Below are 21870 nucleotides of genomic sequence, written 5' to 3'. Positions count from 1 at the left end.
CTGTGCATCTCCTGGGGGCCCTTCACATCCGGAAGACGCCGAACTGGGGGTCTCCCAGAGGCGCGTTGGCACAGGCGGTCAGGGCGAGTCCGAGGACCTGCCGGGTCTCCATCGGGTCGATGACCCCGTCGTCCCAGAGCCGGGCGCTCGCGTAGTAGGCGCTGCCCTGGGTCTCGTACTGCTCGCGGATCGGGGCCTTGAAGGCCTCTTCCTCCTCCGCGCTCCACCCGTCGCCCAGCTGGTCGCGCTTGACCGTCGCGAGGACGGACGCGGCCTGCTCGCCGCCCATGACCGAGATCTTGGCGTTGGGCCACATCCACAGGAAGCGCGGCGAGTACGCCCGGCCGCACATCGAGTAGTTGCCCGCGCCGTACGAGCCGCCGACGACGACCGTCAGCTTCGGCACCCGGGTGGTGGCCACGGCCGTGACCATCTTGGCGCCGTGCTTGGCGATGCCGCCGTGCTCGTACGCCTTGCCGACCATGAAGCCGGTGATGTTCTGCAGGAAGACCAGCGGGATGCCGCGCTGGTCGCACAGCTCGATGAAGTGCGCGCCCTTCTGGGCGGACTCGGCGAACAGGATGCCGTTGTTGGCGACGATGCCGACCGGGTGGCCGTGGATCCGGGCGAAGCCGGTGATCAGCGTCTGCCCGTACTCGGACTTGAACTCCTGGAAGCGGGAGGCGTCCACGATCCGGGCGATGACCTCGCGCACGTCGTACGGGGTGCGGGAGTCCACCGGGACCGCGCCGTACAGCCCGGCCGGGTCCACCTTCGGCTCCTCGACCGGCTCGACCGACCAGGGGAGCGGTCCGCGCTCCGGGAGCGTGGCGACGATGTTCCGGACGATCCGCAGCGCGTGGGCGTCGTCCTCGGCGAGATGGTCGGTGACGCCGGAGATACGGGAGTGGACCTCGCCGCCGCCCAGCTCCTCCGCCGTGACGACCTCACCGGTCGCGGCCTTCACCAGCGGCGGACCGCCGAGGAAGATCGTGCCCTGGTTCCGTACGATCACGGCCTCGTCGCTCATCGCCGGGACGTACGCGCCGCCGGCCGTGCACGAGCCGAGGACCGCCGCGATCTGCGGGATGCCCGCGCCGGACATCCGGGCCTGGTTGTAGAAGATGCGGCCGAAGTGGTCCCGGTCGGGGAAGACCTCGTCCTGCATCGGGAGGAAGGCGCCGCCGGAGTCGACCAGGTAGAGGCAGGGGAGACGATTCTCCAGTGCCACCTCCTGGGCGCGGAGGTGCTTCTTCACCGTCATCGGGTAGTACGTGCCGCCCTTGACCGTCGCGTCGTTGGCGACGATCACGCACTCGCGGCCCGAGACCCGGCCGATGCCGGCGATGACGCCGGCCGCCGGCGCCGCGTCGCCGTACATGCCGTTCGCGGCGAGCGGGGCCAGTTCCAGGAACGGGGAGCCCGGGTCGAGAAGTGTGTCCACCCGGTCCCTCGGCAGCAGCTTCCCGCGCGCGGTGTGCCGGGCCCGGGACTTCTCACCGCCGCCCAGCGCCGCCGCCGCGAGCTTGGCGCGCAGGACGGCCGCCAGCTCGTGGTGCGCCGCCTCGTTCGCCTGCCAGGCCGGCGAGGCGGGATCCGCCGCACTCGACAGCACAGGTGCCTGCTGCATCCCTCGAGCTCCCTTGCTCGGTTAATGAGCGTTAACGTATGCCGTTCAGGTTAACGACCGCTAACCGGGTTGTCTATCGCCGAAGCCCGCCGAGTCGCAGTGGTGCGGCCGCTTGATGGCGAAACGTTACGGCCGCCTGCGTGCAGGGTGCCGTTCTCGCCATGTGTCGAGCCCGTCGATCGACCAGAGCGGGGTTCGTCCCACGTAAAGCGCGGTGGGGAAGTCGCCGTGCCGGCCGTTGAGGTTGTAAATGGTCTTGATGCTGATGCCGAGGCGGTCGGCGGCCTGCTGGGCGGTGAGATATCCGGGGATCGTTGCTGCCATGGAGGAAACGTCAACACCCGGAGGGGGGTGATGGACGTGCAGGCCGCTCGTAGGTGTCGGGGGAAGGGCAAGGCCCCGAAGTGGAACAAGCCCGACGACGGGGCCGTGTCGGTGATGGTGCTGCCGTTGGCTGTCACCGATCCCGCCGACCTTGCCCGATTGAACAGCTTGTACGGGGCGATGTGGTCGATCAAGCGCGCCGTTCAGCGTGACGCTCGCGCCAAGGTGGACGCCTACTGGGCCGCGCCGCATGAGCGGCACCAGCAGGGGGCGAAGGTTGTAAGGCAGCGACTCGGGCTGTCCCGTAACGGCCTGGAACGATGTGCTTACGCCCATCTGGAAGCCTCCGGGCACCTCAGGCACCACTCCTCCAAGGCCCTGGCCATGCATATCGCGGACGAGGTATGGAACGGCGTCTCCCGGCATCTGTTTCCCGACGTGGCAGGCCGCCGGTCCGGCCGCCCGAAGGTCGGCCGCTACCACGACTTCACCCGCATCTCCGGACGGGCCCGTTCGCATACCACCGATAACAAATGGGAGACCTTCCGGCTGGTCGGCACCCTGACCGGCCACACTCTGGCCTACACCGACGGCGGTCGTTCCCTGGGGCAGCCTCGGCGGATGCCGAAGCCCACAGCGCCCGAGGGGCGTGTACGGACGGGGAAGGTGGCAGCCTCGGGCGTGGCGGGAATGCGTAAGGCGACCTGGTGGGACCACACCGGTCCTCTGGCTGTGGTGTTCGCCGGTGGCTCCGACAGCAAGCGCGGCGAATTCGTTCTTCCCGTCCGCATCCCTCAGCAGCCCGGCCGGAGAGCACGGGTGCGGCACTTCCTCGACGATCCGGGCCGGTGGCACAAGGTGGACCTTGTGCGCCGCCGGAAGGCGTCCGCGCCCGGCGGCTGGGTGTACGAGGCGCATCTGATGGTCCTCGGCCCCGGATACTCCTCTCCAGCCGTACAGGAGATGCGTCACGAGGCCGCCCGGCTCGACCGGATCGGCGGGGTGGACGGCAACGTCTCCAACCTGTCGGTCGTCTCCTTTCCCGCCCGGCTCGACGGCGGCACACCCGTCTCCACAGAGGTCACGCTCACCGACACCGAGCGAGCCCGGCTGTACAAGGAAGCAAAGGAGCGGCGGGGCCGCGCCAGGGCGCTTGAGCGCTCCCGCAGGGCGACGAATCGGCAGCAGTACGGGCTGTCGAGGAAACAGGCCGCCCGCGCCGAGCGTCGCGCCGCCAAGGGCCAGGAGCCCAAGACGGTGACGGTGCCAGGCGGTGCCCGCGCGGCCCGCTCGCACGGCGTTCCGCAGCAGGCGTACCGGCGAGACCGGCTCTCCGCCCGCTACCGGGAGCAACGTGTCCGGCAGGCCGAAGCCGCCGCCTCGGCCGCGGAGCGTCGCCGCCACGGCGCCCGCCTGGTGGCCCGGGAGATCATCGCCACCCACGGCCCCGTGCTCGTGGTCGAGGACTGTGACATCCGTACCTGGTACCGGCTGTGGGGCAGGCGCCTCTCCCGGACCACACCCGGCATGCTCATTGCCGCCCTGGACGCCGAGTGCAAGGCCGCCGGAGGCCGGCTCGTACGGGCCTCCACCTGGTCCACGGCCCTGTCGCAGCACTGCCTCTGCGGGGAACGCGTGAACAAGTCGCTGCGGGACCGCGAGCACAAGTGCCCCACCTGCGGCCTCGTTGGCAAACGCGACCTCGTATCCGCCGCCCTGGCCGCCTTCGTCCGCTTCCGCGACGTGGGCGACCCGAAGAGCGCGTACCTGGACCGCATCAGGTCCCGGCACGCACAGATCATCTACGCCCGAGCGCTGGAAGAAGCGCTGCGGGAGTCAACCACACCGAGCCCGAACGCCCCTCGGGGCGCGGGACGCGTGGCAGTCCCACGGCAACGCCGCGAGACCTCTGCTCCCCGAACCGCCGGACAGCGGCACCGAGCAACCCCGGATGAGCCACGCCTCGCGCGCGACCACGCCGGAAAGCCCGGTCCCCGTCCCGGCAGCAGCCCGCACCTCGCCCTCCGGGCGGCCTGTGGGTCACGTCTTAGAATCGAAGCCATGGCCATGACCACCACCCCGACTGCCACCGGCAGGACCGACGCCCCGACGCGACGCGAGCAGATCCTCAACGAGGCCGCCCGCCTCTTCGCCGAGCGCGGCTTCCACGGCGTCGGTGTGGACGAGATAGGGGCCGCGGTCGGCATCAGCGGCCCCGGCCTCTACCGCCACTTCCCGGGGAAGGACGCGATGCTTGCCGAGCTCCTGGTGGGCATCAGCGAGCGGCTGCTCGACGGGGGACGGCTGCGGGCCGAGGAGTCCGACGGGGACGCGCGTGCCTTGCTCGGCTCCCTCATCGACGGGCACATCGACTTCGCTCTCGACGACCGGCCGCTGATCACCCTGCACGACCGGGAGCTCGACCGGCTCAAGGACGAGGACCGCAAGCGGGTGCGGCAGCTTCAGCGGCAGTACGTCGAACTCTGGGTCACCGTCGTGCGGGAGCTGTACCCCGACGCGGGGGAGTCGGAGTCCCGCACGGCCGTCCACGCCGTCTTCGGCCTCCTCAACTCGACCCCGCACCTGGCCGCGCTCGGCCGCCGCCCCATGGAGGAGCTGCTGCGGAAGCTGGCGCACGGGGCGTTCGGGTCGCTGGGGGGCTGACCCGGGCGGCGGTGGGGTCCAGTGAGCGGAACGGGTTGCACGTGCGGTCCGCGGCTCGGACAGAATGACCCCTATGCCGATACTCAGCCGCCCCGCCCTTGTCGAGCACCTCGTCCGCACCCGGATCGCGGGAGACGTCGCCACCCCGCGCGACAACAACCTCTCCCACTACCGCAAGCTCGCCAACGGCGACCGGCACTACTGGCTCGGCCTCGAGCTCGGAGACCGCTGGGCGGACGAGCAGGACGTGCTCGCGGTGATGGCCGAGCGCTGCGGTGTCGTCGACGACCCGGCCCACCGCGCCGGACAGGACACCATCGACCCCGAACTCACCGTCGACGGCCTGGAGCGGATGGCCGCCCGGCTCCGCAAGGCCGCCGCGGGCAAGGAGCGGGTCCTCTTCGCCACCGGCCACCCCGGCGCCCTCATCGACGTCCACAGCCGGGTCGCGGCGGCGCTGCGCGCCCAGGGCTGCGACATCGTCAGGATCCCCGGCGGGCTCGTCGCCGACGAGGGGTACGTCGTGCAGTTCGCGGACGTCGCCGTCTTCGAGCGCGGGGCGAGCCTCTGGCACACCCACTCCCCGGAGCCGATGAACGCCATCCTGGACGGGCTCGGCGAGGACGGCCGCCCCGATCTGGTGATCGCGGACCACGGCTGGGCCGGGCGGGCGGGTCAGCGCGGGATCGACTCCGTCGGGTACGCGGACTGCAACGACCCCGCGCTCTTCATCGGTGAGGCCGAGGGGACGATGCAGGTCACGATTCCGCTCGACGACCATGTCGTCGACCCGCGGTACTACGAGCCGATGACGGCGTACACCCTGGCCGCGGCGGGCCTGACGCCCTGACACCCGGACGCCGTGACGCCCGGACGCCGTACGGCCCCGCCGTGGGCCCGTGCCGTCGCGGCCCGTTCTCCGTCAGGGGCGGGGGCGGCGCTGGGCCAGGCCCGGGGTGGGGTCCAGGTAGACACGGCGGATCGACGGGAAGCGCTCCCTGAGCTGGTCCTCGGCGTCCTCGCAGGCCCACTCCACCTGCTCCGCCGAGGCGACGTCCCGGAAGTCGACCTTGGCGGCGATCAGGACCTCGCCGGGGCCCTGGATGAGCGTGGTCAGCTCGATGACGTCCACGATGTGCGGGACGGACAGCAACTCCTCGCGGACCTCGGCCCGTACGTGCTTCGGCAGCGGCCGGCCGATGAGGAGCTCGGCGTTGGAGCGGCCCAGCACCCAGGCCACGTACACGAGCAGCGCGCCGATGAGCAGGGAGGCGACGCCGTCCCAGACGCTGGATCCGGTGATCTGGACGCCGATGAGGCCGCCCGCCGCGAGCATCAGCCCGGCCAGGGCGGCGGAGTCCTCCATGACGACCGCCTTGACGGTGGTGTCGGGCGTGAGCCGCAGATAGCGGGTGAAGGGGGCCCGCGCCCGTTCCGCCTCGGCCTTGACCTGCTTCACGCCGGTCCGCAGGGAGTAGCTCTCCAGGACGAAGGCGATGCCGAGCACGATGTACGAGATGAGCGGATCGCCGACCTCCTCGCCGTGGGTGAGGGTGTGGACGCCGTCGTAGATCGAGAAGACCGCGCCGCCCACGAAGGTCGCCACGGCCGCGAGCATCGCCCAGACGTACCGTTCGCCCGCGTACCCGACGGGATGGTCCTCGTCGGCCGGCCTGTCGCTCCGCTTGAGCGCGGTGAGCAGCATGCCCTCGGTGACGGTGTCGGCGACCGAGTGGGCGGCCTCCGACATCATCGCGCTGGAACCGCTGACGACACCGGCGACGGCCTTGGCGGCGGCGATCCCCAGATTCGCCACCGCCGCCACGATCACCGTGAACGTGCTCTCACCGTTGCCCGACTGCTCTGCCATGACATCGGACGCTATGTCCGGTCGTCAGCGCGGCACGCGAACGACACCCTCCTGGATGACCGAGATGGCGAGCCTGCCGTCCTGTGTGTAGATCCGGGCCTGGCCGAGGCCGCGCCCGCCGGAGGCGGTCGGCGACTCCTGGTCGTACAGCAGCCATTCGTCGGCCCGGAAGGGGCGGTGGAACCACATCGCGTGGTCCAGGGACGCCCCGACGACGTCCCCGACGGCCCAGCCGCCCCGCCCGTGCGCGAGCAGGACGGAGTCGAGCAGCGTCATGTCGGAGACGTACGTGGCGAGGACGACGTGCAGCAGCGGGTCGTCGGCCAGCTTGCCGTTGGTGCGGAACCAGACCTGGGAGCGCGGCTCGCGCGGCTCCCCGACCGAGCCCCACGGGGGGACCTCGGCGTAGCGGAGGTCGACGGCCGCCCTGGCCTCGATCAGCCGGTCCGCGACCTCGCGGGGGAGGTGGCGGGGCAGCATCTCGGCCGGTGTGGGAAGCGACTCCGGGTCCGGCGCGGCCGGCATGTCCGCCTGGTGGTCGAGCCCCTCCTCGTACGCCTGGAAGGAGGCGGAGAGGTGGAAGATCGGCTGCCCGTGCTGGACGGCGACGACCCGGCGGGTGGTGAAGGAGCGTCCGTCGCGGATGCGGTCGACCGTGTAGACGATCGGCGCACCCGGGTCGCCGGCGCGCAGGAAGTACGCGTGGAGCGAGTGGGCGAGCCGGTCCGCCGGGACGGTCCGCCCCGCCGCCACCAGCGCCTGGGCGGCCACCTGGCCGCCGAAGACGCGGGGGACGAGCGCGGAGCGGGACTCGCCCCGGAAGATGTCCTGCTCGATCCGCTCGAGGTCGAGCAGATCGAGCAGGTCATCCAGTGCGTGGTGCGACTGCGGCACTTACAGGCCCATCGACTTCGCGATGATCGACTTCATGATCTCGCTGGTGCCGCCGTAGATGCGGTTGACGCGGTTGTCGGCGTACAGGCGGGCGATCGGGTACTCGTTCATGTAGCCGTAGCCGCCGTGCAGCTGGAGGCAGCGGTCGATGACGCGGTGCGCGACCTCGGTGCAGAAGAGCTTGGCGCTCGCGGCCTCGGCCGGGGTCAGCTCGCCCGCGTCAAGGGCCTCCAGGGCGCGGTCGGCGACGGCCTCGGCCGCGTCCACCTCGGCCTGGCAGGCGGCCAGCTCGAACTTGGTGTTCTGGAAGTGCGCGACCGGCTTGCCGAAGACCGTGCGGTCCGTGACGTACTGCTGGGCGAAGCGGACGGCGGCCTTGGCCTGGGCGTAGGCGCCGAAGGCGATGCCCCAGCGCTCGGAGGCCAGGTTGTGGCCGAGGTAGTAGAAGCCCTTGTTCTCCTCGCCGAGGAGGTCCTCGACGGGCACCTTCACGTCGACGAAGGCCAGCTCGGCGGTGTCGGAGGTGCGCAGGCCGAGCTTGTCCAGCTTGCGGCCGATGGAGTAGCCCTCGGACTTGGTGTCCACGGCGAAGAGGGAGATGCCGTGGCGGCGGTCCTCGGCCGTCGGGGCGGACGTGCGGGCGCAGACGATCACGCGGTCGGCGTGGACGCCACCGGTGATGAAGGTCTTGGAGCCGTTGAGGACGTAGTGGGTGCCGTCCTCGGAGAGCTTGGCGGTGGTCTTCATGCCCGCGACGTCGGAGCCGGTGCCCGGCTCGGTCATCGCCAGCGCCCACATCTCCTCGCCGGTGACGAACTTCGGCAGGTAGCGCTTCTTCTGCTCGTCGGTGGAGAGCATCTTGATGTAGGGGAGGGCGAGCAGCACGTGCACGCCGGAGCCGCCGAACTGGACGCCCGCGCGGGAGGTCTCCTCGTAGAGGACGGCCTCGAACTTGTGGGTGTCCAGGCCCGCGCCGCCGAACTCCTCGGGCACGTTGATGCCGAAGATGCCCAGCTCGCCGAGCTTGTCGTAGAACTCGCGGGGCGCCTGGCCCGCCGCGAACCACTCGTCGTAGACGGGGACGACCTCGGCCTCGATGAAGGCGCGGATGGTCTCCCGGAACGCCTCGTGGTCCTCGTTGAATACGGTACGGCGCACGGTGCGTCTCCTCCGGTGTGCGGGGCGGGCCCAGTTTGTCTAAGCGCTTGCTCAGGGTTCTGGGTACGAAGTTACCGACCAGTCAATCCCCCTGTCCAGAGTTCGTGCTTGTGATCCAGCGCCTACCGGCGGAGTCGTACATGGACACGGGCCGCCCCTTCGCCCCGCTCGTCCGGAAGGGCGCGCCGTCCTCGTCCCCGATCCGGACCGTGCCCCGGCGCCCCTGCGAGCTCCACTCCAGCTCCAGGTACCAGCGGCAGTCGCACTTCGCCGCTCCCGCATAAATCAGCAGCTCCTCAGGCTCGGCGGCACTGACCTTGTACGGGAAGGAGACCGCCGGGAGCGTCCGGCCCTCCTGCCCGGAGGCGTCGTACCCGTCCAGCGCCCGCGCCACCGGCCGCGGCCGGTCCAGGTCCACCTCGAAGCGCCGAGGCGTCACCGCCCCGCCGCACCCGTCGTCCATCCGGTACGCCGCCCACGGCAGCGGCGCGCCCCGCTTCACCACCCGCACGTGCAGCGCCTGGAGCACCACCGCCGCCGCGCCCTTCCCCTGCACCGACACCCGCACCAGGGTCTCCCCGCCGTCCACGGCCCCCTGCGCCGCCGCCCAGCTCCGCGCGTCGGCCGCCTCCGGCGGGGGAGCGGGCGTCCGCTCCGCGAGGTAGGTGTGCCCGCACCCGTTCTTCCAGAGGTCCGAGGCGACCGTCCACGTCAGCGGCGCCGGTGGTTCGGCGGCCCGCTCCCGGGCCTTCCCGGGCAGGAGTACGGCTCCGAGCGTCACCGTCGCCACGACCGCCAGCGCCCCGCCGACCACGCCCGCCCACCCCGGACGGCGCCTCCGCCGCCCGGACGGGAGGCCCGGCACGCGCGCGGGAACGGATTCCGGCTCGGGCACGCGCGCGTGCACGGGTTCCGGCTCGGGCTCGGGCGCCGCCACCGGAGCCGGCTTCGGCGCCGGGCTTGGCTCGGGCGCCTGCTCCGGGCCGGGTTCCGGTGCCGCCGGGCGGCGCGCGCCGTCCGCGTGGGTCCAGGCCGCCTCCAGGGCCCGCCGCTCCTCCTCGTCGGCCCCGCACAGCAGGGCGAGGCGGTCGACCACGGCGAACTCCTCCGGGACGGTCGCGCCGGAGCAGTAGCGGTGGAGGGTGGAAGCGCTGACGCTCAGGCGCCGGCCCAGCGCCTCGTAACTCCTCCCGTCCCGTGCCTTCAGCGCGCGCACGAGCCGCGCGAACTCCTCGACGGCGGCGTCCTTCGGCATTCCATCCCCCTCGCCCCTGCGTCCCACCCTTCACGTCCTTGCACGTCAGCGGGGGTGGAATGGTTCCGGGACGGAGGGCGGGCGCGTCACCGTTGCAGGTGGCGGGCGCCGGCCCGACGCTGGTGGAGCACTGACCGAACGACCCGACGGGGGATCCACCACCATGAACAAGCTCCGTACCGCGCTCGCCACCGCCGCCGCTGCCGCCCTGGGCCTCGCGGCCCTCGCCACGGCCCCGGCGCAGGCCGCCGCCCAGCCCGCCTTCCTCGCCGCCTCCCAGATGCCGCCGTCGTCGACGCCGTGGACCGCCACCCAGGTCTTCACCGGCGTCCCGGAGAACGGCGGCGCCCTCTGCGCCCCGTACAAGATCCCGGCGCAGAACAGCCGCTACCGCGAGTTCAGCACCGAGCTCGACACCAACGGCGTCCAGATCACCAATGTCGCCCGCACCGAGGCCGACGCCGTGAAGCTGGTCGACACCCTCCGCAAGGCCCTCGCCGGCTGCGGGCCCCTCCTCGAGCGGCAGAACCCGGGCCTGCACGCCGTCAGCGCCGCCCACGGCAAGGTCGCCGTCGAAGAGGGCGCCTGGGTCTACAGCCTGGACACCGCCGACCCGCAGATCGGCATCACCGACATCCACCTCTTCTCGGTGGGCCGTGACGGCAGGACCGTCACCTTCGTCCGGTGGGGTCAGATGGGCGACCTGAAGGACGCCCCGCTGACGGCCTTCAAGACGACGACCAAGACCGCCGTCAACAAGCTCTACTGAGCGCGAACCACAGCTCCATCCGGACGTCCGGGTCGTCCAGGTCCCGGTCCAGCAGCCGGGCGCAGCGGGCGATCCGCTGACGGACGGTGTTGCGGTGGATGTCCATGGCCGCCGCCGTCCGGTCCCAGCTGCCGTGCAGGGACAGCCAGGTGCGCAGGGTCTCCGGGAGCGGTTCCGCCAGGGGAGCGAGCAGGGCGCGGGCGTGGGCGGCGGCCTCGTCCGGGTCGACCAGCGCGGCGATCCCCGCCGGGCGGTGCCGGACCAGGGGCGTCCGGGTGGCTTCGGCCCGGCGCAGGGCCCTCGCCGCCTGCGCGTCGGCGGCGGCGAGTTCGCCCGCCTCGGCGGGTGCGCCGACCCCGAGGGTCCAGCCGGGCTGGGCGGTCACGGGGGCGGAGGCGGGCAGCAGCAGGCGCACGGTCACGGGGGTGCCGTGGGTCGGGCCGCCGCCCGCCTCCGCCGGCGGCGTGGCATCCGCCAGGGGCGTGCCGAGCGCCGCCGCGAGCGAGGCCGCCGCGAACGGGGTGCCGTCGCCGCCCGAGGCGTGGACCACCGTCCACGGGCCGGGGCCCAGCGCGCCCGCGACCTCCGCGGGGGCAGCGCCGAGCAGCAGCCGGACCAGCGCCCCGTCCCGCACGGACACGTCCGCGCCCCGGTGCGGTGTCGTGAGCAGGGACAGCAGGACGACCGCGACCCCGGCGATCGTGTGGTCCCCGGGGCCGAGCCGTTCCGTCGCGACCCCGAGCGTCAGCCCGTCCCCGCCGCCCAGCGCGTACGCGGCGAGCCGGAGCCCGCCGCCGTCGCCGCTCGCCGAGGCCGGGCCGCCCGGACGCGGCCCGAGGACCCCGGCGAGCTCGCCCAGCGCCCGTGTCGCCTCCGCCGGAACGTCCCGGCCGGCCGCCACCGACTCCCCGCCGTCGGGGCCGAACAGCACCGCGCGTCCCGAGAGCCGCGAGGCGAGCGCGCCGAGCACCGCCGGGACCGGCGCGGGCCGGGCCGCGGCGGCGGCCAGGGACTGCTGCGCCTCCGTCACCCGGCGCAGCTCGTGCAGCCGCGCCTCCGCCATCAGCCGCCACAGGGCGCGCGCGACCGCCGTGAACGGGGTCTTCGGCGGCACCTCGACCAGGGGCAGACCGTGCCGGGCGCACGCCGTGACGAGTTCCGCGGGGACCGTGTCGTAGACCGGGGTCACCCCGAACGCGAGCGCCGCCGCCCCGGCCTCCACCACCCGCTCCACGTAGTGCGCCGGATCGGTGAGCAGCACGCCCGCGGTCATGAGCAGCTCTCCGCCGAGCAGGTACGGATACGGGTCGGCCATCTCCGAGGTGTGCACCCAGTGGATCGAGGCGTCCCCGGGCCCGGCGAGCAGCCGCAGCCCGAGGTCCCGGCGGGCGAGCAGCGCGGTCAGCGGGACCGGTGGTGCGGGGGGAGTGGAGAAGGGCTCCGTGTCCGAGGGGGACGTCGTCATGGATCCTTCGTACAGCATCGGCTCGTACAGTGGAGGAAACATACACTTCTGCACCGCTTTCCCGCCGCCTACCGTCGTGATGTCCAGCGGGCCGAGACCCACCCCGCCACACTCCAGGAGGACCCGACCATGAGCAGCAGCGACCAGAACACCCCGCGCGGCCCGATCGACTCGTCCCGCGTCCCGCGGTACGCCGGTCCCGCGACGTTCGCCCGGCTGCCGCGACTGGACGAGGTCGGCACCGCCGACGTCGCCGTGGTCGGCATCCCCTTCGACAGCGGTGTCTCCTACCGCCCCGGCGCCCGCTTCGGCGGCAACGCCATCCGCGAGGCCTCCCGCCTGCTCCGCCCGTACAACCCGGCGCAGGACGCCTCCCCGTTCGCCCTCGCCCAGGTCGCCGACGCCGGTGACATCGCGGCCAACCCGTTCAACATCCACGAGGCCGTCGAGACCATCGAGGCCGCCGCCGACGACCTGCTCGCCACCGGCGCCCGCATGATGACCCTGGGCGGCGACCACACCGTGGCCCTGCCGCTGCTCCGCTCCGTCGCCAAGAAGCACGGCCCGGTCGCCCTGCTCCACTTCGACGCGCACCTCGACACCTGGGACACCTACTTCGGCGCCGAGTACACCCACGGCACCCCGTTCCGCCGGGCCGTCGAGGAAGGCATCCTCGACACCGAGGCCCTCTCCCACGTCGGCACCCGCGGCCCGCTCTACGGCAAGCAGGACCTCACCGACGACGAGAAGATGGGCTTCGGCATCGTCACCTCGGCGGACATCTACCGCCGCGGCGCCGACGAGGTCGCCGACCAGCTGCGCCAGCGCATCGGGGACCGCCCGCTGTACATCTCCATCGACATCGACTGCCTCGACCCGGCCCACGCGCCCGGCACCGGCACCCCCGAGGCGGGCGGCATGACCTCCCGGGAGCTCCTGGAGATCCTCCGCGGCCTCTCCTCCTGCAACCTGGTCTCGGCCGACGTCGTCGAGGTGGCCCCCGCCTACGACCACGCCGAGATCACCGCGGTCGCCGCCTCGCACACCGCGTACGAACTGACGACGATCATGTCCCGTCAGATCGCGGCCTCCCGCACCGCGCAGTAGGACCCCGGCCGGGCGCGGCTCGCGCCGCGCCCGGCCCTTGCTGCAGGCTGTGCCCACCGGTCCGCACCCGACCTCCGAGCCACGCCGAGGGACCCCATGACCCACGACCACGACCTGGTCCTGCGCCCCACCGCCGCCCAGACCGAGGCCGCGCTCAACCCGCCCGCCGGGCGCAACGGCGGCGACCTCGTCGTCGAGACCCTCACCGGCCTCGGCGCCACCACCGTCTTCGGCCTCCCCGGCCAGCACGCCCTCGGCATGTTCGACGCGCTGCGCCGCTCCACCCTCCGGTACGTCGGCCTCCGCGTCGAGAACAACGCCGGCTTCGCCGCCGACGCCTACGGCCGGATCACCGGCGAGGCCGCCCCGCTGCTGCTCTCCACCGGACCCGGTGCGCTCATGTCGCTCGCCGCGCTCCAGGAGGCGGCCGCCGGCTCCGCCCCCGTCCTCGCGATCGGCAGCCAGATCCCGGTGGCCGGCCTCGGCGGCGGCCGGCACGGCTATCTGCACGAGCTGCGCGACCAGCAGGCGTCCTTCCGGGACATCGTGAAGTCGGTCCACACGGTCCGTACCCAGTCCCAGATCCCGTCGGCCATCGCCGCGGCCTGGGAGTCGGCGCTCACCGCCCCGCACGGCCCGGTCTGGGTCGAGATCCCGCAGGACGTGCTCCTCGCCGAGACCCGCCTGCCCGTGGTCACGTCGATGGACGCGACGCCCGAGGAGATCGCCCCGCGCCCCGAGCTCACGGCGGTCGCGGCCCACCTCCTGGCGAACGCCGAGCGCCCGGCGGTCATCGCGGGCGGCGGAGTCGTCCGCTCCGACGCATCCGGCAAGCTCCTCGCGCTCGCGGAGCGGCTCGACATCCCCGTGGTGACGACCTTCGGCGGCAAGGGCGCCTTCCCCTGGGAGCACCCGCTGTCGCTCCAGTCCTGGCTGGAGGACCGGCACACCACCGACTTCCTGGAGGACGCCGACGTCCTCCTCGTCGTCGGCTCGGGCCTCGGCGAGCTGTCCTCGAACTACCACACCTTCGCCCCGCGCGGCCGGGTGATCCAGATCGAGGCCGACGCCGGAAAGCTGGAGTCCAACCACCCGGCGCTCGGCATCCACGCCGACGCCCGCCTCGCCCTCCAGGCCCTCCTGGAGACGGCCCCGGAGCGCCGGGACCCGACGGCCCCGGAGCGGGTCTCGGCCGTCCTCACCAAGGTGCGGGACCGCATCGCCGCCCAGGACCTGGACCTGGAGCAGCAGATCGTGGCAGCCGTGCGGGCAGCGCTCCCGGACCGCGCCCCGAGCTTCTGGGACATGACGATCCTGGCGTACTGGGCCTGGTCCGCCTTCGACGCCAGGCACCCGAACACCATGCACTCCGCCCAGGGCGCCGGCGGCCTCGGCTACGCCTTCCCCGCCGCCCTCGGCGCCGCCGCCGCCGACCCGAGCCACCCGGTCCTCGCGGTCTCCGGCGACGGCGGCGCGATGTACTCGATCGCGGAGCTGGCCACGGCGAAGCAGTACGACCTCGACGTGACCTGGCTGATCGTCGACGACGGCGGCTACGGCATCCTGCGCGAGTACATGACGGACGCCTTCGGTGAGGCCACGGCCACCGAGCTCGCCCGCCCGGACTTCGTGGCCCTGTCGGAGTCCTTCGGCGTGCCCGCGACCCTCGCCACCCCGGAGACCCTGACGGCGAACCTCGCGAAGGCCCTCGCCACCCCCGGCCCCTCCGTCGTCGTCCTCCCGGCGCTCCTGAGGATGTTCGAGCCGACGCACCTGTGACGGGCCCGGGCGCCGCGCCCCTCTCCCGGGAGGGGCGCGGAACCCGCGTCAGGGCACGATGCTCTCCCACGCCTTCCGGTACTCGGCGACCTGATCCGCGTGCCCCCGCCGGAACTCGGCGATCTGCCGCTCGTCCAGGCTCTTGTCGTACATCCGCTGCGGGCCCGTGAGCCGCACGATGTCCCCGAAGACCGCCTCGACGGCCCTGGCGTGGTCCCCGCCCTTCTCCCGGGTGACGAGCAGCAGCAGCCCGGCTCCCCGCAGCAGCTCCACGAAGTGGTTGCGCGGGGTGTTCGTCGTCCTCCTCAGCCCCGCCGGAGTCCCCAGAACGGTCCGCCCGACCGCCAGCACCTCCAGTACCTGAAACGCCGCGTGCAGCCGCCCCCACCCGTACGGCGTCCCGCTCTCGACCCGTGTCACACGCTCTCCGTCCGCTCGGCAACCCGGGCCCGCCCGGCGGCGGCCCCCGGATTCCCTACCCACCGCCGCACGCCCCGAGCCCGCCCGGCGGGTCCTAGGACCACGGTCCCCCCCACCCGGGACCTCCGGCCGAACCCGCGTGCGGATCTGTTGCGGCGGGATGAAATCGCAGCCCAGCCGTGTTGGGGCTTCCGGTAGAGCAGGACGAACGGGAGGCCACTCGTGGCGGCGGTCGGGGAGAAACAGCAGGGCTGGGCGCGCAGGCTGGCCGGGTACGCGTGGCGGTACAGGACCAACACGGTGCTCGCGCTCGGGTCCTCGCTCGTCGGCATGGCCGTGCTCGCCCTCGTGCCGCTGGTCACCAAGGTGATCATCGACGACGTCATCGGGACGAAGACCCGCGACCTCGGCGTCTGGACCGGGCTGCTCATAGCGGCCGCCGTGCTCGTCTACGCGCTCACCTACGTCCGCCGCTACTACGGCGGCCGCCTCGCCCTCGACGTCCAGCACGACCTGCGCACCGACATGTACGCCACCATCACCCGGCTCGACGGGCGACGGCAGGACGAACTGTCCACCGGGCAGGTCGTGGGGCGGGCCACCAGCGACCTCCAGCTGATCCAGGGCCTCCTCTTCATGCTCCCGATGACCGTCGGGAACGTGCTGCTCTTCCTCATCTCGCTGGGCGTCATGGCCTGGCTGTCCCTCCCGCTGACCCTCGTCGCCCTCGCCGTCGCCCCCGCCCTCTGGTTCATCGCCAAACGCAGCCGCACCCGCCTCCACCCCGCCACCTGGCACGCCCAGCAGCAGGCCGCGGTCGTCGCCGGGGTCGTCGACGGGGCCGTGAGCGGCGTCCGGGTCGTCAAGGGCTTCGGCCAGGAGGACCAGGAGACCGGCAAGATCCGGGAGGCCGGGCGGAAGCTCTTCGCCGGACGCCTGCGCACGATCCGGCTGAACTCGCGGTACACCCCGGCCCTCCAGGCCGTCCCCGCCCTCGGCCAGGTCGCGGTCCTCGCCCTCGGCGGCTGGCTCGCCTACCGCGGCCAGATCACCCTCGGCACCTTCGTCGCCTTCTCCTCGTACCTGGCCTCGCTCGTCGGCCCGGTCCGGATGCTCGCCATGGTCCTCACCGTCGGCCAGCAGGCCCGCGCCGGCGTCGAGCGGGTCCTCGACCTCGTCGACACCGAGCCGGTCATCAAGGACGGCACCAAGGAACTCCCGGCCGACGCGCCCGCGACGGTCGAGTTCGACGACGTGTCCTTCGCGTACGACGAGGGGCGGCCCGTCCTCGACGGGTTCTCGCTGGAGATCCGGCCCGGTGAGACCGTCGCCGTCGTCGGTTCCTCCGGCTCCGGGAAGTCCACCGTCTCGCTGCTCCTGCCCCGCTTCTACGACGTCGGCCACGGCGCCGTCCTCGTCGGCGGCCACGACGTCCGCGAACTCACCCTCGACTCCCTGCGCGCCGCCGTCGGACTCGTCCCCGAGGACTCCTTCCTCTTCTCCGACACCGTCCGCGCCAACATCGCCTACGGCTTCCCGGACGCCACCCAGGAGCAGATCGAGACCGCCGCCCGCGCCGCCCAGGCCGACCGGTTCATCGCCGAGCTGCCCGAGGGCTACGACACCAAGGTCGGCGAGCACGGCCTCACCCTCTCCGGCGGCCAGCGCCAGCGCGTCGCACTGGCCCGGGCGATCCTCACCGACCCCCGGCTCCTCCTCCTCGACGACGCCACCTCCGCCGTCGACGCCAAGGTCGAGCACGAGATCCACGAGGCCCTGAAGTCGGTGATGGCGGGCCGTACGACCCTGCTGATCGCACACCGCCGCTCCACCCTCGGCCTCGCCGACCGCATCGCCGTCCTGGAGGACGGCCGGCTCGCCGACATCGGCACCCACGCCGAGCTGGAGGAGCGCTCACCGCTCTTCCGGCGGCTGCTCACCGACCCCGAGGAGCTGGGCGCCGTCTCGCCCGGCCACGTCACGCCGCCCGAGCTCCCCGAGGACCGCACGCTGCGGGCCGAGCTGGACGCCGAGTTCGACGCCGAGCGGGGCATCACCCCCACCCTGTGGGTACGGGACGGGAGCGCCGACCGGGAGAGCGAGGCGCCCGGGGCCACCCCCGAGCTGCTCGCCGCCGTCGAGGCCCTGCCGCCCGCCGTCGACACCCCCGGGATCGACGAGGCCCGCGCGGTGTCGCCCGAGGACGCCTACGGGCTGCGCCGGCTGCTCCGCGGCTTCGGTGTCCCGCTGCTGATCAGCCTCGGTCTGGTGGCCCTGGACGCGGGCGCGGGGCTGCTGCTGCCGGTCCTGATCCGGCACGGTATCGACGAGGGCGTGAACCGGCTCGCGATCGGGGCCGTCTGGGCGGCCTCCGCGCTGGCCCTGGTCACGGTGCTGGTGCAGTGGGTCGCGCAGACCGCGGAGACGCGGATGACCGGCCTCACCGGCGAGCGGGTCCTCTACGCGCTGCGCCTGAAGATCTTCGCCCAGCTCCAGCGGCTCGGCCTCGACTACTACGAGCGCGAGCTGACCGGCCGGATCATGACCCGGATGACCACGGACGTGGACGCCCTGTCCACCTTCCTGCAGACGGGCCTGGTCACCGCGTTCGTCTCGGTCGTGACCTTCTTCGGGATCATGGTCGCGCTGCTGGTGCTCGACCTCCAGCTCGCCCTGGTCGTCTTCGCGACGCTGCCGGTCCTCGCCGTGGCCACGTACTACTTCCGCCGCTCCAGCGTGAAGGCGTACGAGCTGGCGCGCGAGCGGATCAGCGTGGTCAACGCCGACCTCCAGGAGTCGGTCGCCGGTCTCCGGATCGTGCAGGCCTTCCGCCGCGAGCGGTCGGGAGCGGCCCGGTTCGCCGAGCGCAGCGACCACTACCGCGAGGCGCGCGTCCGGGGCCAGTGGCTGATCTCGGTCTACTTCCCGTTCGTGACGCTGCTGTCCTCGGCCGCCGCCGCGGCCGTCATGATCGTCGGCGCGAACCGGATCGAGGCGGGCACGCTCACCACCGGCGCGCTGGTCGCCTACCTCCTCTACATCGACCTGTTCTTCGCCCCCGTGCAGCAGCTGTCGCAGGTCTTCGACGGCTACCAGCAGGCCGCCGTCTCGCTGAAGCGGATGCAGGAGCTCCTCCAGGAGCCGACGTCGACGGCCGCCGCCGACGCGCCGCTGGACGTGCTGTCGCTGCGCGGCGAGATCGCCTTCGAGGACGTCTCCTTCGCGTACGGGGGAGAGGACGGCACCGCGAAGGACGAGACCGCCCTCACCGGTATCGACCTGCGCATCCCGGCCGGCCAGACGGTCGCCTTCGTCGGCGAGACCGGCGCGGGCAAGTCCACCCTGGTCAAGATGGTCGCCCGGTTCTACGACCCGACGGCCGGGCGGGTCACCGCCGACGGCGTCGATCTGCGGGACCTCGACCTCACCGCGTACCGGCACCGGCTCGGTGTCGTCCCGCAGGAGGCGTACCTCTTCGCCGGGACGGTCCGCGACGCGATCGCCTACGGCCGTCCCGACGCGGGCGACGCCGAGGTGGAGGCGGCGGCCCGCGCGGTCGGCGCCCACGACATGATCGCGACCCTGGACGGCGGCTACCTCCACGAGGTCGCCGAGCGGGGCCGCAATCTCTCCGCCGGTCAGCGCCAGCTCATCGCGCTGGCCCGCGCCGAACTCGTCGACCCGGACATCCTGCTCCTCGACGAGGCGACGGCGGCCCTGGACCTGGCCACCGAGGCGCAGGTCAACCAGGCCACCGACCGGCTGGCGGGCCGCCGGACGACGCTGGTCGTCGCCCACCGGCTGACCACGGCGGCCCGGGCGGACCGGGTGGTCGTGATGGACCACGGCCGGGTCGCGGAGGACGGCACCCACGAGGAGCTCCTCGCTCTGGGCGGCCGGTACGCGACGCTGTGGAGCACGTTCATCGGGGAGCCGGTGGACGAGGAGGAGCCGGAGCGGGTGTGAGCGGCGGGGCCGCGGCGGTGCGAGCCGTGGGGGCCCGGCGCGGCCGCCGGGCGCCGGAGTGAGTACGGGCCGCCCGGCGGACTGAGTACCCGGGCGGATGTCCGGACCGCCGCCGGGCGGCTGGGATGGGGCCATGAGCGACGACTCCCGTACCCACGTCCGTACCCGCGCGGCCTCTCCCGTGCCCATCACCCCGCCGGACGTCGAGGGTGCCCGGCTGCGGAAGCGGTCCATGGTCTGGGCGGGGATGTTCCTGCCCGCGAGTCTGCTCGCCGGCGTCCTGGTGCTCGCCCGTGAGAACACCGCCGACTGCCTCACTCACGGGCAGTCCTGCGACGGCACCCCCGGCTTCGTGTACGTCGCCGCCCTGGTGGTCCTCGTCGCGGCCCTGGTGACCGTGCAGAGCACCTCCCGGCCAGGGGTCCGCCGGGTGGCGTTCCGGACCCAGCTCGGTGCCGAGGGCGTCTTCCTTCTCCTCCTCCTGACGGCGTTCGCGTAGCGACCCACAGCGGAAGCAACCATTCCGGAGGCGGGTGCGTCGTACGTCCGTACGCCGGTACACCCGTACGGCGCTCCACGCGGGAGGGGAACACATGCCCACGGACACGAAGGACGCACGACGTGGCCGCCGGCGGCCGGCCCGTGTCCTGGCGCCACTCCTCGCCGCCCTCGTCCTGCTCCTGACCCCCGCCACCCTGGTGCCCGGTCTCGGCGCCGCCACCGCCGAAGCGGCCTCCGTCTGCCAGGGCCGCCCCACCCGCACGATCCCCTTCGCCACCGGCGAGCTGCGCCTCTACAAGACCCGCCACTACGCCTGCGCCGTCACCGTCGCCAAGCGTCCCGGCGCCCGACGGGCGATGTCCGTCTCGCTCCAGCCACGCGGCGCCAGGCCCGCGGTCCGGGCCGGACGCTTCGACCGGCAGGCCGGTCCCGTCACCGTCCACGCCCTCAACCGCTGCGTCCGGGCGGCCGGTTCGGTGGCCGGCCGGGGCACGACCACCGGCTGGATCCTGTGCTGATACGAAGGAAAGTCCAAGGGTAAGGACCAACTGGGTCTGGCGGTCCACACGTTGCCCCCGCTAGGTTCGCGTGACCGTTGTGAACCAAGGGGAGGGTGAATGCGCAAGTCGCTGAGATGGGCGCTGTCGCTTTCGGTGCTCATAGGCACCGTGGCACCGACCGGCGTGGCTACCGCCGCGGAAACGGACACGGGCAGCACGGCCGTCGTCGACTCGCAGAGCACGGACATCAAGGACCGCATCCTGGCGATCCCCGGGATGAGCCTGATCGAGGAGAAGCCGTACGCGGGCTACCGCTTCTTCGTCCTGAACTACAAGCAGCCGATCGACCACCGGCGCCCGTGGGCCGGTACGTTCGACCAGCGGATCTCCGTCCTCCACAAGGACACGGGCCGCCCCACCGTCTTCCGCACCAGCGGGTACTCGCTCAGCACCACCCCGAGCCGTGCCGAGCCGACCCGGATCATCGACGGCAACCAGGTCTCCATGGAGTACCGCTTCTTCACGCCGTCCCGGCCGCAGCCCGCCGACTGGTCCAAGCTCGACATCTGGCAGGCGGCGAGCGACCAGCACCGGATCTTCACCGCCCTCAAGAAGATCTACGGCGAGAAGTGGCTCTCCACCGGCGCCTCCAAGGGCGGCATGACCGCCACCTACTTCGAGCGCTTCTACCCGCGTGACATGGACGGTGTCGTTGCCTACGTCGCCCCGAACGACGTGGTCAACAAGGAGGACTCGGCCTACGACCGGTTCTTCGCGACCGTCGGCACCAAGGAGTGCCGCGACCGCCTGAACAACCTCCAGCGCGAGGCCCTCGTCCGCCGCGCGCCCCTCGAGGCCAAGTACCAGGCGTGGGCCGAGTCGGAGGGCGCCACCTTCCATACGGTCGGCACGCTCGACAAGGCCTTCGAGGCCGTCGTCCTCGACTTCGTGTGGGGCTTCTGGCAGTACTACGGCGAGGACGTCTGCGACCAGATCCCGGTGGCGAAGACCGCCACCGACGACGAGGTCTACAACACGATCGACGCCTACTCCGGCTGGGCCGCCTACACCGACCAGGGCCTGGAGCCGTACACCCCGTACTACTACCAGGCGGCGACCGAGCTCGGCTCGCCCACCATCCAGCAGCCCCACCTCAAGGGCCTGAGCCGCTACGGCTACCAGCCGGCGAGCAACTTCGTGCCCCGCGAGATCCCCATGAAGTTCAAGCAGCACGCCATGCGCGACGTCGACAACTGGGTTCGCAAGAACGCGAACAAGATGCTCTTCGTCTACGGCGGCAACGACCCGTGGGGTTCCGAGAAGTTCCACCTCGGCAAGGGCGCGCGCGACAGCTACGTGTACGTGGCCCCGGGCGCCAACCACGGCGCGAACGTCGCCGGGCTCGTCGAGGCCGAGCGGAACAACGCCACCGCCCGCATCCTCGCCTGGGCCGGCGTCCCCGCCCCGGCCGTCCAGGCGGCGCAGCCGCTGGCCCGCTTCGACGCGCGGCTCGACAAGCCGGTCGACGAGGACGCGACGAAGGAGCACGGCCTGCGGCCGTGACGCCC

At 72.6% G+C, this 21870-nt stretch carries 17 protein-coding genes and 1 pseudogene; 10 read left to right on the top strand and 8 right to left on the bottom strand.

The features are described 5' to 3' along the window. Positions 1 to 22: 22 nt before the first annotated feature. The gene (locus IE311_RS02030) at positions 23 to 1630 is read right to left on the bottom strand and encodes a carboxyl transferase domain-containing protein (protein ID WP_189829738.1); all 1608 of its coding nucleotides are present in this window, start codon (positions 1628 to 1630) and stop codon (positions 23 to 25) included. Positions 1631 to 1756: 126 nt separating this feature from the next. Then, on the bottom strand, positions 1757 to 1954 hold the full coding sequence (locus IE311_RS02025) for a helix-turn-helix transcriptional regulator (RefSeq protein ID WP_189829737.1): 198 nt from the start codon (positions 1952 to 1954) through the stop codon (positions 1757 to 1759). Positions 1955 to 1984: 30 nt separating this feature from the next. Between IE311_RS02025 and IE311_RS37445 the strand changes: the two are divergent. The 3 genes and pseudogenes from IE311_RS37445 to IE311_RS02010 all read left to right on the top strand — a co-directional run. Further along, a pseudogene (locus tag IE311_RS37445) lies at positions 1985 to 3607 on the top strand (transposase); the annotation flags it as partial. Positions 3608 to 4015: 408 nt separating this feature from the next. Next, entirely contained in the window at positions 4016 to 4618 is a 603-nt protein-coding gene (locus tag IE311_RS02015; RefSeq protein WP_189829928.1) for an SACE_7040 family transcriptional regulator, read from the top strand. 73 nt (positions 4619 to 4691) lie between these two features. Further along, positions 4692 to 5468, top strand: coding sequence for a phosphatase (locus IE311_RS02010; RefSeq protein WP_189829736.1), 777 nt, complete (start codon positions 4692 to 4694; stop codon positions 5466 to 5468). 72 nt (positions 5469 to 5540) lie between these two features. Here the strand turns inward: IE311_RS02010 and IE311_RS02005 are convergent, their stop codons facing one another. The 4 genes from IE311_RS02005 to IE311_RS01990 all read right to left on the bottom strand — a co-directional run bounded on the left by IE311_RS02005 (position 5541) and on the right by IE311_RS01990 (position 9795). Further along, positions 5541 to 6488, bottom strand: coding sequence for a cation diffusion facilitator family transporter (locus IE311_RS02005; RefSeq protein ID WP_189829735.1), 948 nt, complete (start codon positions 6486 to 6488; stop codon positions 5541 to 5543). 24 nt (positions 6489 to 6512) lie between these two features. After that, entirely contained in the window at positions 6513 to 7382 is an 870-nt protein-coding gene (locus tag IE311_RS02000; protein WP_189829734.1) for an acyl-CoA thioesterase, read from the bottom strand. Continuing rightward, positions 7383 to 8540, bottom strand: coding sequence for an acyl-CoA dehydrogenase family protein (locus IE311_RS01995; protein ID WP_189829733.1), 1158 nt, complete (start codon positions 8538 to 8540; stop codon positions 7383 to 7385). It abuts the gene before it with no gap. A gap of 82 nt (positions 8541 to 8622) precedes the next feature. Further along, positions 8623 to 9795, bottom strand: coding sequence for a helix-turn-helix domain-containing protein (locus IE311_RS01990; protein ID WP_189829732.1), 1173 nt, complete (start codon positions 9793 to 9795; stop codon positions 8623 to 8625). Between the two features lie 163 nt (positions 9796 to 9958). On the opposite strand from IE311_RS01990, the gene IE311_RS01985 reads away from it, so the two are divergent. Next, the gene (locus IE311_RS01985) at positions 9959 to 10564 is read left to right on the top strand and encodes a hypothetical protein (RefSeq protein WP_189829731.1); all 606 of its coding nucleotides are present in this window, start codon (positions 9959 to 9961) and stop codon (positions 10562 to 10564) included. Here the strand turns inward: IE311_RS01985 and IE311_RS01980 are convergent. Beyond that, positions 10548 to 12029 carry a PucR family transcriptional regulator gene (locus IE311_RS01980; protein WP_189829730.1) on the bottom strand — a complete coding sequence of 494 codons (1482 nt, stop codon included), beginning with the start codon at positions 12027 to 12029 and terminating at the stop codon, positions 10548 to 10550. The genes IE311_RS01985 and IE311_RS01980 overlap by 17 nt on opposite strands. A 129-nt stretch (positions 12030 to 12158) precedes the next feature. Here IE311_RS01980 and speB point away from each other — a divergent pair, with 129 nt between their 5' ends. Both speB and IE311_RS01970 read left to right on the top strand, forming a co-directional pair. Further along, positions 12159 to 13136, top strand: coding sequence for an agmatinase (gene speB, locus IE311_RS01975; protein WP_189829729.1), 978 nt, complete (start codon positions 12159 to 12161; stop codon positions 13134 to 13136). Positions 13137 to 13232: 96 nt separating this feature from the next. Then, positions 13233 to 14915, top strand: a complete 1683-nt coding sequence (locus tag IE311_RS01970) for a thiamine pyrophosphate-binding protein (RefSeq protein WP_189829728.1) — start codon at positions 13233 to 13235, stop codon at positions 14913 to 14915. Between the two features lie 48 nt (positions 14916 to 14963). Here IE311_RS01970 and IE311_RS01965 read toward each other — a convergent pair whose 3' ends face one another. Continuing rightward, a complete protein-coding gene (locus IE311_RS01965; protein WP_189829727.1) occupies positions 14964 to 15335 on the bottom strand; it encodes a hypothetical protein in 372 nt (123 codons plus the stop codon). 222 nt (positions 15336 to 15557) lie between these two features. Here IE311_RS01965 and IE311_RS01960 point away from each other — a divergent pair, with 222 nt between their 5' ends. The 4 genes from IE311_RS01960 to IE311_RS01945 all read left to right on the top strand — a co-directional run bounded on the left by IE311_RS01960 (position 15558) and on the right by IE311_RS01945 (position 21865). Then, a complete protein-coding gene (locus IE311_RS01960; protein WP_189829726.1) occupies positions 15558 to 19301 on the top strand; it encodes an ABC transporter ATP-binding protein in 3744 nt (1247 codons plus the stop codon). A 133-nt stretch (positions 19302 to 19434) separates the two neighbouring features. Then, the gene (locus tag IE311_RS01955) at positions 19435 to 19800 is read left to right on the top strand and encodes a hypothetical protein (RefSeq protein WP_189829725.1); all 366 of its coding nucleotides are present in this window, start codon (positions 19435 to 19437) and stop codon (positions 19798 to 19800) included. 94 nt (positions 19801 to 19894) lie between these two features. Continuing rightward, positions 19895 to 20320: a hypothetical protein gene (locus tag IE311_RS01950; RefSeq protein ID WP_189829724.1), complete on the top strand. Its 426-nt coding sequence runs from the start codon at positions 19895 to 19897 to the stop codon at positions 20318 to 20320. Positions 20321 to 20419: 99 nt separating this feature from the next. Then, the gene (locus IE311_RS01945) at positions 20420 to 21865 is read left to right on the top strand and encodes an alpha/beta hydrolase family protein (protein ID WP_189829723.1); all 1446 of its coding nucleotides are present in this window, start codon (positions 20420 to 20422) and stop codon (positions 21863 to 21865) included. Positions 21866 to 21870 lie beyond the last annotated feature (5 nt).

Origin of the sequence: Streptomyces zaomyceticus (genome assembly GCF_014656215.1) — a bacterium.
Lineage (GTDB): Bacteria > Actinomycetota > Actinomycetes > Streptomycetales > Streptomycetaceae > Streptomyces > Streptomyces zaomyceticus.
This window is presented reverse-complemented; position numbering and strand designations above follow the sequence as displayed.

Coding starts and splice junctions, on each gene's coding strand:
- IE311_RS01980 (WP_189829730.1), bottom strand. CDS start 12,029: ATGACGACGTCCCCCTCGGACACGGAGCCCTTCTCCACTCCCCCCGCA.
- IE311_RS02025 (WP_189829737.1), bottom strand. CDS start 1,954: ATGGCAGCAACGATCCCCGGATATCTCACCGCCCAGCAGGCCGCCGAC.
- IE311_RS01970 (WP_189829728.1), top strand. CDS start 13,233: ATGACCCACGACCACGACCTGGTCCTGCGCCCCACCGCCGCCCAGACC.
- IE311_RS02005 (WP_189829735.1), bottom strand. CDS start 6,488: ATGGCAGAGCAGTCGGGCAACGGTGAGAGCACGTTCACGGTGATCGTG.
- IE311_RS02030 (WP_189829738.1), bottom strand. CDS start 1,630: ATGCAGCAGGCACCTGTGCTGTCGAGTGCGGCGGATCCCGCCTCGCCG.
- IE311_RS01955 (WP_189829725.1), top strand. CDS start 19,435: ATGAGCGACGACTCCCGTACCCACGTCCGTACCCGCGCGGCCTCTCCC.
- IE311_RS01985 (WP_189829731.1), top strand. CDS start 9,959: ATGAACAAGCTCCGTACCGCGCTCGCCACCGCCGCCGCTGCCGCCCTG.
- IE311_RS01990 (WP_189829732.1), bottom strand. CDS start 9,795: ATGCCGAAGGACGCCGCCGTCGAGGAGTTCGCGCGGCTCGTGCGCGCG.
- IE311_RS01945 (WP_189829723.1), top strand. CDS start 20,420: ATGCGCAAGTCGCTGAGATGGGCGCTGTCGCTTTCGGTGCTCATAGGC.
- IE311_RS01950 (WP_189829724.1), top strand. CDS start 19,895: ATGCCCACGGACACGAAGGACGCACGACGTGGCCGCCGGCGGCCGGCC.
- speB (WP_189829729.1), top strand. CDS start 12,159: ATGAGCAGCAGCGACCAGAACACCCCGCGCGGCCCGATCGACTCGTCC.
- IE311_RS02010 (WP_189829736.1), top strand. CDS start 4,692: ATGCCGATACTCAGCCGCCCCGCCCTTGTCGAGCACCTCGTCCGCACC.
- IE311_RS02015 (WP_189829928.1), top strand. CDS start 4,016: ATGGCCATGACCACCACCCCGACTGCCACCGGCAGGACCGACGCCCCG.